The organism is Dysgonomonas sp. 521, from assembly GCF_010501055.1.
In the GTDB taxonomy this organism is placed as follows: domain Bacteria; phylum Bacteroidota; class Bacteroidia; order Bacteroidales; family Dysgonomonadaceae; genus Dysgonomonas.
On the sequence record NZ_QVMO01000001.1, the window covers coordinates 1 to 14,658 of the forward strand.

Genomic DNA, 14,658 nt, shown 5'->3' on the forward strand with positions numbered 1-14,658 from the left:
CCTCAGTTAATGTCACTTTGTATCGTATTGCCATAGTTGCTTTTGTGGCAAATATACGATATTTGTCAGACATTATCAAATTGACATGACACTAGTGAATTAGAATAAAACATAGAAAAGATGAAAACAGTAACATTAAATAATGGAGTAGAAATGCCTATCCTGGGATTTGGCGTTTATCAAGTGGAACCGGGCGAAACCGAAAAGGTTGTTTCAGATGCCCTTGAAGTGGGTTACCGTTCCATTGACACTGCGACCGGATATATGAACGAGGAAGGTGTCGGACGAGCTATTAAAAGCAGTGGTATTCCCCGCGAGGAACTTTTCGTAACCACCAAACTGTGGATTCAGGATGCCGGTTACGAGAATGCTAAGAAAGCTTTTGAGGTAAGCATGAAAAAGCTGCAACTCGACTATCTCGACCTATGGCTGATCCACCAGCCGTTCGGCGATGTGTACGGCTCATGGCGTGCCATGGAAGAACTCTACAAAGAAGGCCGTATCAGGGCTATTGGTGTAAGCAACTTCCATAATGACCGAATAATAGACCTGATTGTGAACAACACTGTAGTTCCCGCTATAAACCAGATTGAGACGCACCCGTTCGACCAACAGATCGAAACACAAGCGTTCCTGAAAGACAACGGTGTTCAAATCATGTCTTGGGGGCCGTTTGCAGAAGGCAGAAACAATATGTTCACTAACGAGATACTTGCATCTATTGGTGCAAAATATAGTAAATCGGTAGCACAGGTTGTTCTCCGTTGGTTGGTTCAGCGCGATGTGGTGATTATTCCGAAATCGGTACGCAAAGAACGTATGCAGGAAAACTTCGATATATTCAACTTTGAACTGTCTGCCGAAGATATGGAAGCAATCAAAGGACTCGATTTGGGTAAGAGCGCATTCTTCGACCATCGTGACTCGGAGTTTGTGAAATGGATTAATGGCATGAAGTTCTAATACAATGATGAGAGTTATGAGGTTTTTATTATCTACATTATTAATCGTAACCATTTCAACAACAACGATTATGGCACAGACTAAAGTGAAACAAACAGCGGGAAGGGAGCAGTTGGGCGATTTCGCTCCCAAGTTTGCTGAATTGAACGATGATGTTCTTTTTGGCGAAATATGGAGCCGCACAGATAAACTCGGTTTACGAGACCGAAGTATGATTACCGTAACCGCCCTTGTCAGTATGGGTATTACCGATACATCGCTAAAATATCATCTCCAGTCGGCTAAGAACAACGGGATTACACGCACGGAAATTGCCGAAATGCTGACACATGTCGGCTTCTATGCCGGATGGCCTAAGGCATGGGCGGCATTTCGTTTGGCGAAAGAAGTCTGGACAGACGATACAGATGCTGCCGATGCAAAAGCCGCATTTGAGCGGGAAATGCTTTTCCCTATCGGTGAGCCCAACGATGCCTTTGCGCAGTATTTCATCGGTCAAAGTTATCTTGCTCCGTTATCGCAGGAGCAGGTCGGTATTTATAACGTAACCTTCGAACCTCGCTGTCGCAATAATTGGCACATACACCACGCCACCAAAGGCGGTGGACAGATCCTTGTCTGCGTAGCCGGAGAGGGCTGGTATCAAGAGTGGGGCAAACCCGCGCAGTTGCTTAAACCCGGCGATGTGGTCAACATACCGCAAGGTGTAAAGCATTGGCACGGAGCGACAGCCGACAGTTGGTTTGCCCATCTGGCTATCGAAGTGCCGGGCGAGAAAGGGAATAACGAATGGCTGGAAGCCGTAAGTGATGAGGAATATGATAAATTAATAAGAAATGAATAATATGAAGAAGAAAAGTTTAATAGCCTACTTCTCTTGTAGTGGGGTAACAAAGAGAGCAGCAAATAAATTGGCGGCGGATATGGATGCCGACCTTTACGAAATAGTACCCGAAATACCCTATTCGGCAGCAGACCTGAACTGGAACGACCGGGCGAGCCGCAGTTCCGTAGAGATGCGCGATCCGTCATCACGTCCGGCCATAGCGGGAAGACTTGACAATGTAGAGCAATACGATACAATTTATATCGGATTTCCTGTATGGTGGTACATTGCGCCGACCATTATCAATACGTTTATTGAGAGCTACGACCTTTCGGGCAAGACTCTTATACCCTTTGCCACTTCCGGAGGCAGCGGAATTGAGAACTGCGAGAAGAATCTTCGCAAAGCCTATCCCCAGCTCGGCTGGAAAGCCGGCAAACTCCTGAAAGGATAACTATTATCATAAAATACAAACAAATGAAACATCTGATTATAACGATTATGTGTGTCCTGTCGGCGACATGGACATACGCCCAGGAGAAGAAAGTAATGGTAGCCTATTTCTCCTGTACAGGCAATACTGAAACGGTGGCTAAAGCCATCGCTCAGGCTACGGATGCTACCTTGTACCAGATCCAGCCTCAAACAGCTTATTCATCCGCCGACCTTGACTGGCGTGATAAAGAGAGCCGCAGCAGTAAAGAGATGAATGACGCCTCTTCACGTCCAGCCCTGGCAGACAAAAATGCAAAGGCGGAAACCTACGATGTGATATTCCTCGGTTATCCGATATGGTGGAACCTGTGTCCGCGTATCATCAACACCTTTATCGAAAGCTATAAGCTGGATGGAAAGACTGTGATACCGTTTGCCACGTCGGGCAGCAGTTCCATACAGAATAGTGTAAAGGAATTGAAGGGACAGTATAATAAAATCAACTGGCACACCGGAAAACTATTCAATGATGGTACTTCTGGTGTCAAGAAATGGGCTGAAGAAGTAATAGCAGCACAAAAATAACAGTTGTGTTGAAATTACATCAAACTAAAAAAGTTACTATCAAATCAAGGAAATCAAGCGCTTGTTAACCTATTTCCCGTTCAGGTATAAAAATATCATTGGACGTAAGTTTACATTTAGCCGCAATATGCCTGCAATAGTCCAAGCGACCGGTTTTCTCGTCGCGCGTATCAGAACCGAATGTGAATTTAAGTCCTGCACGCTTGGCCATTAGGATGAATTGCTCATCAGGGACACGCACCAAATCGTTAATCTCGATAGCAATCTTTCTGGCGCGACAGGCATCAATGATTTGGGATAAACGTTTCTTTGTCCACAATCTATTATATTCCCGCTGTATCGAAACTGGTAAAAACAATGGACAGGCAAAAATATTCAACGGTTCATCGCCTGTAAGGATATCCATGTAATGTTGCATGTTCCGCTCCATGAAAGCATCGGGATTATTGATGTAGGTAGCATATTCCCATATATGGATCGTTTCACCATAGCTGTTTCCATTGGGGATAATCTGAGGATCCATTGCAACGTAATCGGCCTGGGCTATCAGTTCAGGAGAGAGATTTTTAGACCATCCCGGACTCATGGGTTGCAATCCGATGTAAACGGGATAGGGTTTTAAGGATTCGATATATGTTTTTAATTCTTCATTGTTCGTAATGCCCCATGGAGCCACATTTTCCATGACACCAAAGTGTATCCCACTCTTTTTTGATTTGGCAATGATATCTTCAATAGACTGTTTGTTGGAACGATGCACATGCAAGTCTATCAGGGGAGTATTCTCTGAAGCAGCCAATATACTTCTGTCTAATAGATCGTTCGTTAAAGACATTGAGGCGGCTATATTTTTTGTCATCATGCTGCCTGCAAGAAGTAATCCGGATGTTTGCAAAAACTTTTTCCTATCCATCGCGGTCTATTTATTGTAAGAAGCTTTAACAAAAGGAGCATTTAGCAGATAATCAATACTTGTGTAAAGCCCTTTTTCCAGGCTTTCGGTATAACCTTCCATTTCAACCACTATATGTTTCGTTCCGGCAATATCCGCGTGCCTGAAAATAGCATCGAAGCCTACCATTCCGCTTTGCCCGACTTCCCTGTGGTCTTTAATGTGAAGCACCGTAAAACGCCCGGGGTATTTCTTGAAATAATCAACCGGACTGTTTTGCCCCATTACCACCCAATAAACATCCATCTGGAAGAATACATATTCGGGATTCGTATTTTCCAACATATAATCCATCATCACCACTTGATTTTCTACTTTCTGAAATTCGTGCGCATGATTGTGATAGCCAAATTTCATGCCGTTAGCCTTACAACGTTTACCGATTTCGTTATAGTAGTCACAATAGGTTTTAAGTTCTTTCACTGTCTTGGGGATACTGAGCCAAGGATCGACGATATAGGTCATACCTGCAGCTTTGTGCGCGGCAATACATTGATCCCACCATTTCATTGACTCCTCGAAACGGCCGGAGGTCAATTCTTCCACCGTCAGAGGTTTACTGCAATGGGAAGATAAAACTTTCAACCCAAAGGCCTCTACATCCCGCTTGAAATCTTCCGGCTTTCTACCATAAAACAATCCTTCGTGATAACCAGCTGATTCGACAGCGGTATATCCCATTTGAGCAAGTTCTTTCAATATGCCGGTATAGTCGGCATTGTAATTGCCTGATTGGTTGTTTACATGGCTGCCGATCCGTTCCCGAACAGAATAAAGCTGAATGGCTACTTCTTTTTTCTCTTTCTTTTGCGCTTGGACGAAATTGGGCATTAACAGAAGAAATGCCAATAGTTCAAACAGATAATTTGTACTTCTCATGGTCTATTAATTGAATTGATATACTTTAATGATTAACTCATTTTATGCAACAATTTCGACAGTATTCCCTTCGGGGTCAAGAATAACACTCTCGTAATAGCCATCGCCGCTGGTACGAGGCTCACCGACAACCCGATATCCGTCTGTTCTCAGTCTTTCCGTCAAAGCATCTACGGCTTCTTTACTTCCTATGGAAACGGCAAAATGCGTCAGCCCTTTCATCAGTGTACGACTCGCCGGTTCGTGCAAATTCGGTATGTGCATCAACTCAATGCGACACCCGCCTTCTCCGAATGATAAGAAATAGGAACTATAATTCCGTTTACTATTCACATACTTTTCACCGCTAACTGCGTGGAAGTATTTTGTATAGAATTGACGAAGCAACTCTATATCATCTGCCCAAATTGCTAAATGTTCGATTTTCATACGCTTGCTATTAAATATTGGACAAAGATATAGTATGAAATCCTGCCTATACTAATACTATAGTTCAAAATATTGTCGTATATTCGCAATTTTAGATTATTGCGGTATTATGGGTAATATTATCTACGAACAAGTATTCAAGAGCGAGCATCGTTCATTCCTTTTTCGGCAGGACAGGCTCTATTATATGGATGAATTTCCCTATCATCAACATCCCGAATTTGAGATCACATATGTGATCAGCGGGAACGGGAAAAGGGTAACCGATGATTTCATCGAAGAGTTTGAAGAGGGTGAGGTGGTTATTGTACCTCCTAATCTGCCACATGGTTGGGTGTACGATAAAGCCCTATGTGCACCCGACGGAATGATTGAAAACGCTTCCTGGCAATTCGGTCTTGACTTTTTTCAATCGCTGGAAATGTTCGCACCCGAGTTTTTGCCGATAATCACATTCTACAGGGAATTGAAACAATGTATCATCGTCAGAGGTGAAAAGGCAAAGGAAGTAAGTTCTATACTACATGGATTTAGCGATTATACAGAACCTGAAAGTGTCATGGTACTTCTGAAAATTTTGTACCTGATTGTGCAAAGTGGTGATTATCGCTTTATTGGCGACCAACTCTTCGACGGCAACAAGATACATCGTAACAAACAGAAATTACAATCCATCTATAAATATATTGTAGAGAACTACCACCGCACAATTACCCTTGCCGAGATTGCCGACTATGCCAATATGAACCGTACAGCATTTTGCTTATTTTTCAAAAAAGCCCGGAATGAACCTTTTGTATCTTATCTAACGTCGTTCCGGTTGCAAGCCGCATGTACGCAACTGGAACGAACAGATCTTTCCAAAAAGGAAATCTGCTTTGCCGTAGGCTTTAATGATGTTCCATATTTCAATCGCATTTTCCGCAAACGCTACGGGGTTACACCTTCTCAATACCGGAATGACAGGCAGGCATAAGTTACAAGAATTACAAGTTTATATTAAATTTCTTTTTTGAATTTGATATACCAATCAACTGCCAACTCATACCACCCTTTGTTGCATCTACATGAACTAATAGGAATTCGTTGTTTCTTTGTTTCAAAATTCAATAATAATCAAAGAATTACGATATGGAAATTATTGGTGTAGATTCAGAGTTGTATAAAGAGTTGGCAAGGAAAATCGACTTTATTGCAGATTATATCGTTAATCAGAAGCAATCCGACTCTAAAGAAGATGTTGATGAAACATGGGTTGATGGTTATGAAGTTTGTACTTTCCTTAGAATAAGTGAACGTACACTCCAGCGGCTACGTTCCAACGGACAAGTATCCTATTCTATAATATCAGGGAAGAGTTACTATCAGATCAAAGAAATCAAGCGTCTGTTAGAAGACCGTTTAATTAAATCGGGAAGTGATTGTCTTGATGATTTAATAAAGCAACAGAAGCAGTATAACGAGGTTCGGCGGAAGAATAAACCTCAATAGATTATTCGGTGAAATAATACTTCCTGAAAATATTACTAGAAAATGCAAACGAATTCGTTTGCATTTCGTATCTTTGTAAAAAAGATAGGAGATGAAGCATAATCTTGATACATATAAGGGTATTCATCCGGGAAAAATTATTGATCGAAGGTTGAAGAAGCTGGGTCTTAGCCAACGTGCGTTTGCCCGAAATATAGGGGAACATAACCAATCTATAAATGCTGTTATTACAGGACGCAGACCTCTCACTACAGAGCTTTCCATAAAGATTGAACGGGCATTGGATTTTGATGAAGGATTTCTTCTTGCATTACAAGCCTATTATAATGTTGCAGAATATAAACGCAAAGAGGCAAGTGCTTCTGTAACGGGAGTTCCCAATATTCGGAAGATGTTATTCTGGGACACCGATTTTGAAAAGATAGATTGGGGACGTTATCGTAAAGCTGTTATTCAAAGAGTCTTTGAAAGAGGAAATGAGGCAGAAAAAGAAGAGATTATTCGTTTCTATGGAATTCAGCCTTCGGAGATTGACAATTATAAGCCAACAAATTCATACCGTATCCGGGCATACACCAAATGAATATGGAAGAAACAGGATTACAATACAAAACCGTTACTCCGCTTCTAAAAAAGGTTCTTCAACAATTGATGCATGAACCTCTTTTTGCTCCATTCCGACTTGTTGGAGGAACAAATCTAAGCCTTCGGTATGGGCATCGTCTTTCTGTTGACATTGATCTTTTTACTGATTCAGAATATAGAAGTCTCGATTTTGCCTCTTTAGAAAATTACCTACGCTCTCAATTTTCCTATTATGATTGCAATGATAAAGGCTCTATTGTGGGTATGGGACGCAGCTATTACATTGGAAACTCCAAAGATGATTATGTCAAAGTTGATTTGATGTACACTGATCCCTTTATAGGAGAAGTAGAGATACTTGATGGGATACGGATGGCATCTGCGGATGACATTGTAGCAATGAAAATGAATGTCGTTTCTCGCGGAGGACGAAAAAAAGACTTTTGGGATTTGCATTACCTTCTCGGAATTTATTCGCTCTCCGAAATGTTTAATTTGCATGAAAAGAGACATGAATGGGAGCACAATGCTGCTGAACTTCTCCGTAATTTCATAGATTTTTCTGTTGCGGATGAGATGCCCGACCCTATATGTCTTTTAGAAAAGGATTGGGATGATATAAAACTTGATTTAATAGAGATAGTTGAAAATATGAAATAAAATTCACATCTTTGCAGTGTAAATTATGTGCGGACAAGAGAGGTCAAAGCGGTGACAAACAGGGATATATTTATTCTCCTAAAGTGTTCACCTTTGCAGCAAAAATAAAGATAAAACGTTGATATTGAGGTATGGGTTGCTATATTTAACGGCTTCCGTCCATACCACCAAAAGCTAAAACTTGACTTTCAATAAGTTAGTTTTTTTTGTTTCCATAAATGTTGCCGTTTCGCTGAAAAAATGAATTTTTAGAAACTTTGAGCCTCAACATGAAAAGACAAAAATTCACCTCATTTTGTCCTCTTAAAAATAAATACACCCGAAATTAAGCCAAAATAAACTTTTTGCTGTCTTTTTGTAAACTGCATTATTTGTCTACTTAGTTTATATGTTATTTCACTAGCGTCCCATTAAAATGGAACTATTAAATTTTAAGTACTAAGTACTGGTTATAATTTAGTTTGTATTATTATCTTTATGCCCCATTATGGGACGAGTAAATACCCCTATCCTGACTTCCTTGCAGCGTATGGAGTTGGAGGCAGGATTGAGATCAGGCAATAGCCACAGTTTTCGTATGCGCTGCCAGAGTGTCTTGCTTAAATCGGAAGGTCTATCAGGACTGTACACCAAGCCTGGGCGAGGTCGTAAGGCGATTCTTAGCAAGGAATCAGACAAAGATAGTATCCTTGAGGCCATCAAAGCCAACCGGCAACGGATGCGCACAGCTAAAGCAGAATGGAAGTCTCCAGTGGTAAAACTATTAGTGACAGTACGTTCAAGGCTTTATTTAAAAGATCCATGGCAGCATTGGGAAGTAGTCTGAATATTAAGTTTGCTCATTTTAATATAAGTACAGAACACGAATTAGTTTATATTATTTTTAAATGTATATATCCGATTATCAGTATTGATATAAATATGGATAATACAAACTAATTTCAACTTAGTACTTAAACTAATTTTTAACTTGTACTTATATGAAAATATCTTTACTTGATTTTATCAAAACCGGAAAATTCGGAACAGCAGAATTAGGACAAACTACCAAATGGGTAAACGATAATTTTGCCGTGCCTGACAGTAAAACATGGATGAAGAGAGGTACAGGAATCTGGCTGTATGGCGCGTTGGAGTTTCATTTTTTTGATGATATATTACATTTAATCTGGTGTGATAATCTTTCGAAGCTGAATTCTACGGAACAATTTATCTTAGACCGGTCAGTACTGGAACGTACTGATAATTATTTCCCTTCATTCTGTACATACTTGAATGAATTGAATATACAACACGAAATTATAGAGGACAGGCAACCGGATGGAATTTTAGAGGGTAGTGTAAGAGTAGATATAACAGGAACTACAGTTGAACTGTTTTTCTTGGAAGATATGGATTTTCCTGCCGATAAAAATAAGTATTGGTTAAATGGAATCGGTTCAAGTGACTTCTGATGATTCCGACAAAAAGCAATATGAATTAGAGTCTGTTTAAATTTTATAGCAAATCTTTTTTATAGCTATTTTTAGATGTATTTTATCATTTTTGCTAGCCGAACCAACGGTCAGCGGAGCTAATTAGCGGGCTAAACCAAGAGTAAAAAGGGTAAAATACGATAAAAAGAGCATAAAAAAATTGCTAAGAACTATTGACCAGAACCTGTAATAAAAAATTTCGCTAAAATTTAAACAGGCTCTAGATAAATGGTTGCTAAATGAACCAAATAAGATGACTTTTTCTTATTTTTGTTCATTGTTAGAGCAGGAAGACGTAGAAGAAAATGCAACAACTGTTTCGGAATATAGAATTGTCGCTATAGGCGCTACACAATTTAAATCAACGTTTTAAGGAGCGAGAGCAAAACTGAAATTTATTATATGTTATGCCGAGTCACGCAAAACGACTAATGAAATTGCAAATATAAAGTATATCCTTTATGAAAGATTTAGTGTTTAACGGTTTTACTCCTGGAACTTTTCAATTCTTTGCAGACTTGAAAGAAAATAATTATAAAGAATGGTTCGATGCACATAAGGATGTGTATGAGAAAGAACTGTTGAATCCGCTGAAAGCTCTGGTTGCCGCACTGTCTCCGGCCATGTATAATATCGACCAGTCTTTCGAATTGCGTCCGCACCGTTGCCTTTCGCGCATATACAGGGATACACGTTTCTCTAAGAATAAAGACCCATACAAAGACTTTATGTGGATGGCATTCCAGATACCTGTGACAAATGATGTGTGGAAAGACTATCCCGGTTTTTTTATGGACATTTCCGCTACGGGATATACCTTAGGTTTAGGGCTTTTTCAACCGAAGAAGAAGGTAATGGATGCTTTCAGGGATGAAATTAGGTATGACGCCGAAGAATTTCAGCGGGTTACCCAGAAGACAGTTCTCGACAGGGGCTATATAATCAACGGCGAAGAATATAAACGTCCTATTCCCAATGACCTGCCTGAATATTTCCAGCCGTGGATGAACCGGAAGGGTATCTGGGTAAGTAAGGCAAAACCGATAGGGGAAGAACTGTATTCGGCACAGTTGGCAGATATAATTAAGGAAGACTTTGCCGCTATGGAGTGGCTGTATAACTTTATGAAACAGTTAACAGTTAATAGTTAGCAGTCAACAGTTTGTAGAGAATAATTCATAACTTATAATTCATAATTCAATAAATATTCAATGAAAAAAATTAGAGCAGCTATTGTCGGATATGGAAACATCGGGCAATATGTATTGGATGCAATTGTGGCATCGCCGGATTTGGAAGTAGCGGGCATCGTACGCCGCGACCCTGCAAATATACCTGAAGAACTGAAAAAGTACCAGGTGGTAAAATCAGTGAAAGAACTCAAGGATGTAGATGTGGCAGTACTATGTACCCCGACCCGCAGCGTGGAAGAATATGCGAAAGAATGCCTTGCGGCAGGTATCAATACGGTTGACAGCTATGATATACACGGGGGAATAGTAAATCTACGCAAAGAACTGGACGCTGTAGCCAAAGCAAATAACAGTGTGTCTGTCATATCCGCGGGATGGGATCCGGGAACGGACTCTATGGTGCGCTCCATGCTTGAGTTTATGGCGCCTAAGGGTGTAACATATACCAACTTCGGCCCCGGCATGAGTATGGGGCATACTGTTGCCGTAAAAGCGATTAAAGGAGTAAAAGCGGCTCTGTCGATGACTATCCCTTTAGGTACAAGCATCCATCGCCGTATGGTATATATCGAAGTAGAAGACGGGTATAAATTTGAGGAGGTAGCAAATGCTATAAAAACAGATGACTACTTTGCCCATGACGAAACGCATGTGATGCAGGTAGACAATGTAGATAACCTGAAAGATATGGGGCATGGCGTGAACATGGTTCGCAAAGGTGTTTCAGGTACTACGCAGAACCAGCTTTTCGACTTCAATATGCGTATCAATAACCCTGCCCTTACCGCTCAGGTGCTTGTGGCTTCGGCGCGTGCGGCTATGAAGCAGAGGCCGGGGGCATATACGATGATCGAGGTTCCTGTTATCGACTACATTTATGGAGATAAGGAAGCCCTGATAAAGAAACTGGTATAAGGTGTTATGTATTCAATATTATCGGGCTATTGATATTTAATAGCCCGGTTTTTTATATATTTGACGGCAAGCAATAACAGTCTGACACGCAGTTCTTTAAAGCTGCTATCCTATATTTGTTACTTTATCCCGCCAACTGTTTTATTACAGCCATCACCTCAGCTCCGATATCCTCCGCTTCTTTCATGGTATGCGCTTCGGAATACACGCGGATAATAGGCTCGGTATTCGACTTGCGAAGATGCACCCATTTGTCAGGGAAGTCAATCTTCACCCCGTCTATATCGGTTACATCATATTGGCTGTATTTCTCTTTTACAGCTTTCAGTATGGCATCTACATCGATGCTTGGTGTTAGTTCCACTTTCTGCTTGGCAATAAAGTACCCGGGATACGACGCGCGAATCTCGCTTACTTTCTTTTTCTCATGAGCCAGATGGGAAAGGAACAGGGCAATACCCACCAACGAATCGCGTCCGTAATGGCTTGCAGGATAGATAACCCCGCCATTGCCTTCGCCACCTATAACGGCATCGGTAGCCTTCATCTTTGTGGTCACATTCACTTCGCCCACGGCAGAAGCATTGTATTCGCATCCGTATTTACGGGTAATATCGCGTAGCGCACGGCTCGAACTCAGGTTAGAAACCGTATTGCCCGGAGTATGCTTCAACACATAATCGGCTACGGCAACCAATGTATATTCTTCTCCGAAGAACTCTCCGTTCTCACATACGATAGTCAAACGGTCTACATCGGGGTCAACGACAAAACCTACGTCCGAAGGAGTGGTTTTTACCATTGTAAAGATATCTTTCAGATGTTCAGGCAGAGGCTCCGGGTTGTGAGGGAAGTCTCCGTTAGGAGTGCAGTACAACTCGTTTACCTTATTCACACCTAAGGCTTTCAGTAGTTTAGGCAGTACGATACCACCTACCGAGTTTACACAATCGATAGCCACTTCAAAATCAGCCGCTCTGATCGCGTCCACATCCACAAGGTCCAAATCCAGAACCGCCTGTATATGCTTATCAGTATAATCTTTTTCAGTCAATGTCCCGATATGGTCTACATTGGCAAAAGTAAAATCTTCCGATTCTGCTATTTGAAGGACTGTTTCTCCTTCGAGGGCATTCAAAAACTCGCCTTTTTCATTCAGAAGCTTCAACGCGTTCCACTGTTTAGGATTATGGCTGGCAGTAAGAATAATTCCGCCACAAGCTTGCTCCATCGTTACGGCTACTTCTGTAGTAGGAGTTGTTGCCAAACCAATGTTAACAACATCGAATCCCATGCCCATAAGGGTTCCGGTAACGATTTGCTCCATCATTTTACCTGAAATACGGGCATCGCGTCCGACAACAATTTTGTTTGAGTCATTCTTTCTGTTGTCTCTGATAAAAGAGGCGTATGCTGATACAAACTTCACAGTGTCCAAGGGGTTGAGACCATCGCCGACTCTGCCGCCCATAGTACCCCTGATTCCTGAGATAGATTTAATTAAGGTCATTTTTGAATTATGAATATGAGTTATGAATATGAGTTATGAGTTGCTAACTGTTAACTGTTGACTGCTAACTGTTGACTGTTTCTGCGTCCGGAATGATTGTATATTTCAACCGGCCGAAGAAAACAGGTTCATAAGATGAATACTGTTGCAGATACGAACCGTTCGAGAAAGGTACAATCAAACTTACCTCCGCCTGATTCCCCAGATTATAATCTAAAGGCAAAGCACATCCCGGAGATAGGAACATATACATATAGAACTCACTGGAATAGTACGAATTATAAGAATAACACATATAACCGCTCGAATTTCCGTAAGTCATATACATATACGAAAACTCGGTAACATTCTGCATATCATTCGTTATCAAAGAGTCAGGATAACTTTGCAACAACTTGGAATCATAAAAACGCATTGTCACATAATCTCCTTTTTTTATCTTATCCTTCGTACCCGAATCTATTACATGAATATAAATTCCAGTGTTGGGGTCTTTATAATATTCCTTATTTTTAAAGGCATGTTTGTCAGGATATGTATTTCTTATCGATATACCCGTTGTATCAATAAAACGGTCTATCGTTTTCTGTTCCTTCTTCAGTTTATCGGCATACGTCTCGCTACCACATGCTGAAAATATAATAGCAAAACCCATAAAAGCAAATATAACACCAATGATCTTTCTCATTTATAATCTATGTTATTTAATTGTATATTATTTTTTAGTCAACAAATCTCCAAACTCAGGCAAAGCCTTTTCAAATATGGCTATAGCCTCATCCATCGTTCCATAAAACTCGCCACCTGCCGCGTTAAGATGGCCTCCGCCATTATAACACTGAGCAGCAAACTTATTACTAGGGAAGTCCCCTTGAGAACGAAACGAAATTTTTATAAAATCATTGTCCTCACGAATAAAAACTGAGAAAATTATTCCTTTTATATTTAGAGGAAGATTGGCAAAACCCTCTGTATCACCTTTTTTTACATTATAGCGGTTCTGCTCTTCATTTGTCAGCCAGATAAGGGCAGAATTGTATTCAGGATAAATCTTCATCTTCTCCGATAATGTAAAGCCCAACATGCGGAAACGGTCTTCCGTATAGTTATGATACACATTCGAATAGATCTGGTCTTTGTTGATTCCTTTCTTCAGCAATTCCCCTATGATGTAATATATTTCTATATTATTCGAATTATAAGTAAAGCCTCCGGTATCGGTCATCATACCTGTATATAAGGCAGTAGCCGTATCAAAGTTCATCACTTCAAAGTCTCCCATCCGGCAAATGAGACGGAATATCAACTCACTGGTGGACGAAATCTCGGGATAAGAGATCATCACATCGCAAAAATCCGTAGGTTCGGGATGATGGTCTACCAATACTTTCTTTCCTTTGGCGGCTTCAATAAACGGCGCTAAATGGTAAGAACGTTTTGGTACATTAAAGTCAAGACAGAAAATAAGTTCTGCTTCCGCGATCAGTTTCTGGGCATACTCGGGATATTTCTCGTAATTAAGAATATCTTTCGAACCGGGTATCCATTTCAGGAAATCGGGAAAAGAATTAGGCACTATTACATTCACTTCATTACCCAGATCGTTGAGATAATGATATAATCCGAGAGAAGAACCAATAGCATCGCCATCAGGAGAAACATGCGTTACAATCACTATTTTTTCGTACTGATCAAGTAGTTCCTCTACTGCCGTTATCTTCTGACCGGCTATTATTTTTGATATCATTTATTTATAATTC

Annotated in this window: 17 protein-coding genes; 11 read left to right on the top strand and 6 right to left on the bottom strand. The window is 40.7% G+C overall.

What is annotated here, in order from left to right; translation table 11 throughout:
• Positions 1 to 120: 120 nt before the first annotated feature.
• Genes D0T84_RS00005 through D0T84_RS00020 form a run of 4 tightly spaced genes read left to right on the top strand, consistent with a single transcriptional unit; the run spans position 121 to position 2,809 of the window.
• A complete protein-coding gene (locus D0T84_RS00005) occupies positions 121 to 963 on the top strand; it encodes an aldo/keto reductase (RefSeq protein ID WP_163304606.1) in 843 nt (280 codons plus the stop codon).
• Between the two features lie 16 nt (positions 964 to 979).
• A complete protein-coding gene (locus tag D0T84_RS00010) occupies positions 980 to 1,807 on the top strand; it encodes a carboxymuconolactone decarboxylase family protein (RefSeq protein WP_255495074.1) in 828 nt (275 codons plus the stop codon).
• A gap of 1 nt (position 1,808) precedes the next feature.
• Positions 1,809 to 2,243 carry a flavodoxin gene (locus D0T84_RS00015; RefSeq protein ID WP_163304610.1) on the top strand — a complete coding sequence of 145 codons (435 nt, stop codon included), beginning with the start codon at positions 1,809 to 1,811 and terminating at the stop codon, positions 2,241 to 2,243.
• Positions 2,244 to 2,266: 23 nt separating this feature from the next.
• The gene (locus D0T84_RS00020; RefSeq protein ID WP_163304612.1) at positions 2,267 to 2,809 is read left to right on the top strand and encodes a flavodoxin; all 543 of its coding nucleotides are present in this window, start codon (positions 2,267 to 2,269) and stop codon (positions 2,807 to 2,809) included.
• Positions 2,810 to 2,873: 64 nt separating this feature from the next.
• Here the strand turns inward: D0T84_RS00020 and D0T84_RS00025 are convergent, their stop codons facing one another.
• Genes D0T84_RS00025 through D0T84_RS00035 form a run of 3 tightly spaced genes read right to left on the bottom strand, consistent with a single transcriptional unit; the run spans position 2,874 to position 5,069 of the window.
• Positions 2,874 to 3,722 carry a hypothetical protein gene (locus D0T84_RS00025; protein WP_163304614.1) on the bottom strand — a complete coding sequence of 283 codons (849 nt, stop codon included), beginning with the start codon at positions 3,720 to 3,722 and terminating at the stop codon, positions 2,874 to 2,876.
• 6 nt (positions 3,723 to 3,728) lie between these two features.
• The gene (locus D0T84_RS00030; protein WP_163304616.1) at positions 3,729 to 4,640 is read right to left on the bottom strand and encodes a sugar phosphate isomerase/epimerase; all 912 of its coding nucleotides are present in this window, start codon (positions 4,638 to 4,640) and stop codon (positions 3,729 to 3,731) included.
• Between the two features lie 42 nt (positions 4,641 to 4,682).
• Complete coding sequence (locus D0T84_RS00035) at positions 4,683 to 5,069, bottom strand: VOC family protein (protein WP_163304618.1); 387 nt, start codon at positions 5,067 to 5,069, stop codon at positions 4,683 to 4,685.
• A 109-nt stretch (positions 5,070 to 5,178) separates the two neighbouring features.
• Between D0T84_RS00035 and D0T84_RS00040 the strand changes: the two genes are divergently transcribed.
• The 7 genes from D0T84_RS00040 (at position 5,179) to D0T84_RS00070 (ending at position 11,388) form a co-directional block, all read left to right on the top strand.
• Positions 5,179 to 6,045: an AraC family transcriptional regulator gene (locus D0T84_RS00040; protein WP_163304620.1), complete on the top strand. Its 867-nt coding sequence runs from the start codon at positions 5,179 to 5,181 to the stop codon at positions 6,043 to 6,045.
• A gap of 155 nt (positions 6,046 to 6,200) precedes the next feature.
• A complete protein-coding gene (locus D0T84_RS00045) occupies positions 6,201 to 6,560 on the top strand; it encodes a helix-turn-helix domain-containing protein (protein ID WP_163304622.1) in 360 nt (119 codons plus the stop codon).
• Positions 6,561 to 6,651: 91 nt separating this feature from the next.
• On the top strand, positions 6,652 to 7,143 hold the full coding sequence (locus D0T84_RS00050) for a HigA family addiction module antitoxin (RefSeq protein ID WP_163304624.1): 492 nt from the start codon (positions 6,652 to 6,654) through the stop codon (positions 7,141 to 7,143).
• A gap of 2 nt (positions 7,144 to 7,145) precedes the next feature.
• Complete coding sequence (locus D0T84_RS00055; protein WP_163304626.1) at positions 7,146 to 7,805, top strand: nucleotidyl transferase AbiEii/AbiGii toxin family protein; 660 nt, start codon at positions 7,146 to 7,148, stop codon at positions 7,803 to 7,805.
• Positions 7,806 to 8,785: 980 nt separating this feature from the next.
• Entirely contained in the window at positions 8,786 to 9,259 is a 474-nt protein-coding gene (locus D0T84_RS00060) for a hypothetical protein (protein WP_163304628.1), read from the top strand.
• 482 nt (positions 9,260 to 9,741) lie between these two features.
• Positions 9,742 to 10,431, top strand: a complete 690-nt coding sequence (locus D0T84_RS00065) for a DUF2461 domain-containing protein (RefSeq protein WP_163304630.1) — start codon at positions 9,742 to 9,744, stop codon at positions 10,429 to 10,431.
• Positions 10,432 to 10,491: 60 nt separating this feature from the next.
• A complete protein-coding gene (locus tag D0T84_RS00070) occupies positions 10,492 to 11,388 on the top strand; it encodes a diaminopimelate dehydrogenase (RefSeq protein WP_163304632.1) in 897 nt (298 codons plus the stop codon).
• A gap of 124 nt (positions 11,389 to 11,512) precedes the next feature.
• Here the strand turns inward: D0T84_RS00070 and glmM are convergent, their stop codons facing one another.
• The 3 genes from glmM to D0T84_RS00085 all read right to left on the bottom strand — a co-directional run bounded on the left by glmM (position 11,513) and on the right by D0T84_RS00085 (position 14,645).
• Positions 11,513 to 12,898, bottom strand: coding sequence for a phosphoglucosamine mutase (glmM, locus tag D0T84_RS00075; protein ID WP_163304634.1), 1,386 nt, complete (start codon positions 12,896 to 12,898; stop codon positions 11,513 to 11,515).
• A 64-nt stretch (positions 12,899 to 12,962) separates the two neighbouring features.
• The gene (locus D0T84_RS00080; protein ID WP_163304636.1) at positions 12,963 to 13,586 is read right to left on the bottom strand and encodes a DUF4827 family protein; all 624 of its coding nucleotides are present in this window, start codon (positions 13,584 to 13,586) and stop codon (positions 12,963 to 12,965) included.
• A 27-nt stretch (positions 13,587 to 13,613) separates the two neighbouring features.
• Positions 13,614 to 14,645 (bottom strand): bifunctional oligoribonuclease/PAP phosphatase NrnA, encoded by a 1,032-nt coding sequence (locus tag D0T84_RS00085; protein WP_163304638.1) that lies wholly within the window; start codon positions 14,643 to 14,645, stop codon positions 13,614 to 13,616.
• Positions 14,646 to 14,658 lie beyond the last annotated feature (13 nt).

Bases quoted from the DNA above. Each gene is read 5' to 3' on its own strand.
- D0T84_RS00020 (WP_163304612.1), top strand. From the start codon at position 2,267: ATGAAACATCTGATTATAACGATTATGTGTGTCCTGTCGGCGACATGG.
- D0T84_RS00010 (WP_255495074.1), top strand. From the start codon at position 980: ATGAGGTTTTTATTATCTACATTATTAATCGTAACCATTTCAACAACA.
- D0T84_RS00060 (WP_163304628.1), top strand. From the start codon at position 8,786: ATGAAAATATCTTTACTTGATTTTATCAAAACCGGAAAATTCGGAACA.
- D0T84_RS00040 (WP_163304620.1), top strand. From the start codon at position 5,179: ATGGGTAATATTATCTACGAACAAGTATTCAAGAGCGAGCATCGTTCA.
- D0T84_RS00030 (WP_163304616.1), bottom strand. From the start codon at position 4,640: ATGAGAAGTACAAATTATCTGTTTGAACTATTGGCATTTCTTCTGTTA.
- D0T84_RS00085 (WP_163304638.1), bottom strand. From the start codon at position 14,645: ATGATATCAAAAATAATAGCCGGTCAGAAGATAACGGCAGTAGAGGAA.
- glmM (WP_163304634.1), bottom strand. From the start codon at position 12,898: ATGACCTTAATTAAATCTATCTCAGGAATCAGGGGTACTATGGGCGGC.
- D0T84_RS00055 (WP_163304626.1), top strand. From the start codon at position 7,146: ATGGAAGAAACAGGATTACAATACAAAACCGTTACTCCGCTTCTAAAA.
- D0T84_RS00005 (WP_163304606.1), top strand. From the start codon at position 121: ATGAAAACAGTAACATTAAATAATGGAGTAGAAATGCCTATCCTGGGA.
- D0T84_RS00045 (WP_163304622.1), top strand. From the start codon at position 6,201: ATGGAAATTATTGGTGTAGATTCAGAGTTGTATAAAGAGTTGGCAAGG.
- D0T84_RS00035 (WP_163304618.1), bottom strand. From the start codon at position 5,069: ATGAAAATCGAACATTTAGCAATTTGGGCAGATGATATAGAGTTGCTT.
- D0T84_RS00050 (WP_163304624.1), top strand. From the start codon at position 6,652: ATGAAGCATAATCTTGATACATATAAGGGTATTCATCCGGGAAAAATT.
- D0T84_RS00015 (WP_163304610.1), top strand. From the start codon at position 1,809: ATGAAGAAGAAAAGTTTAATAGCCTACTTCTCTTGTAGTGGGGTAACA.
- D0T84_RS00025 (WP_163304614.1), bottom strand. From the start codon at position 3,722: ATGGATAGGAAAAAGTTTTTGCAAACATCCGGATTACTTCTTGCAGGC.
- D0T84_RS00070 (WP_163304632.1), top strand. From the start codon at position 10,492: ATGAAAAAAATTAGAGCAGCTATTGTCGGATATGGAAACATCGGGCAA.
- D0T84_RS00080 (WP_163304636.1), bottom strand. From the start codon at position 13,586: ATGAGAAAGATCATTGGTGTTATATTTGCTTTTATGGGTTTTGCTATT.
- D0T84_RS00065 (WP_163304630.1), top strand. From the start codon at position 9,742: ATGAAAGATTTAGTGTTTAACGGTTTTACTCCTGGAACTTTTCAATTC.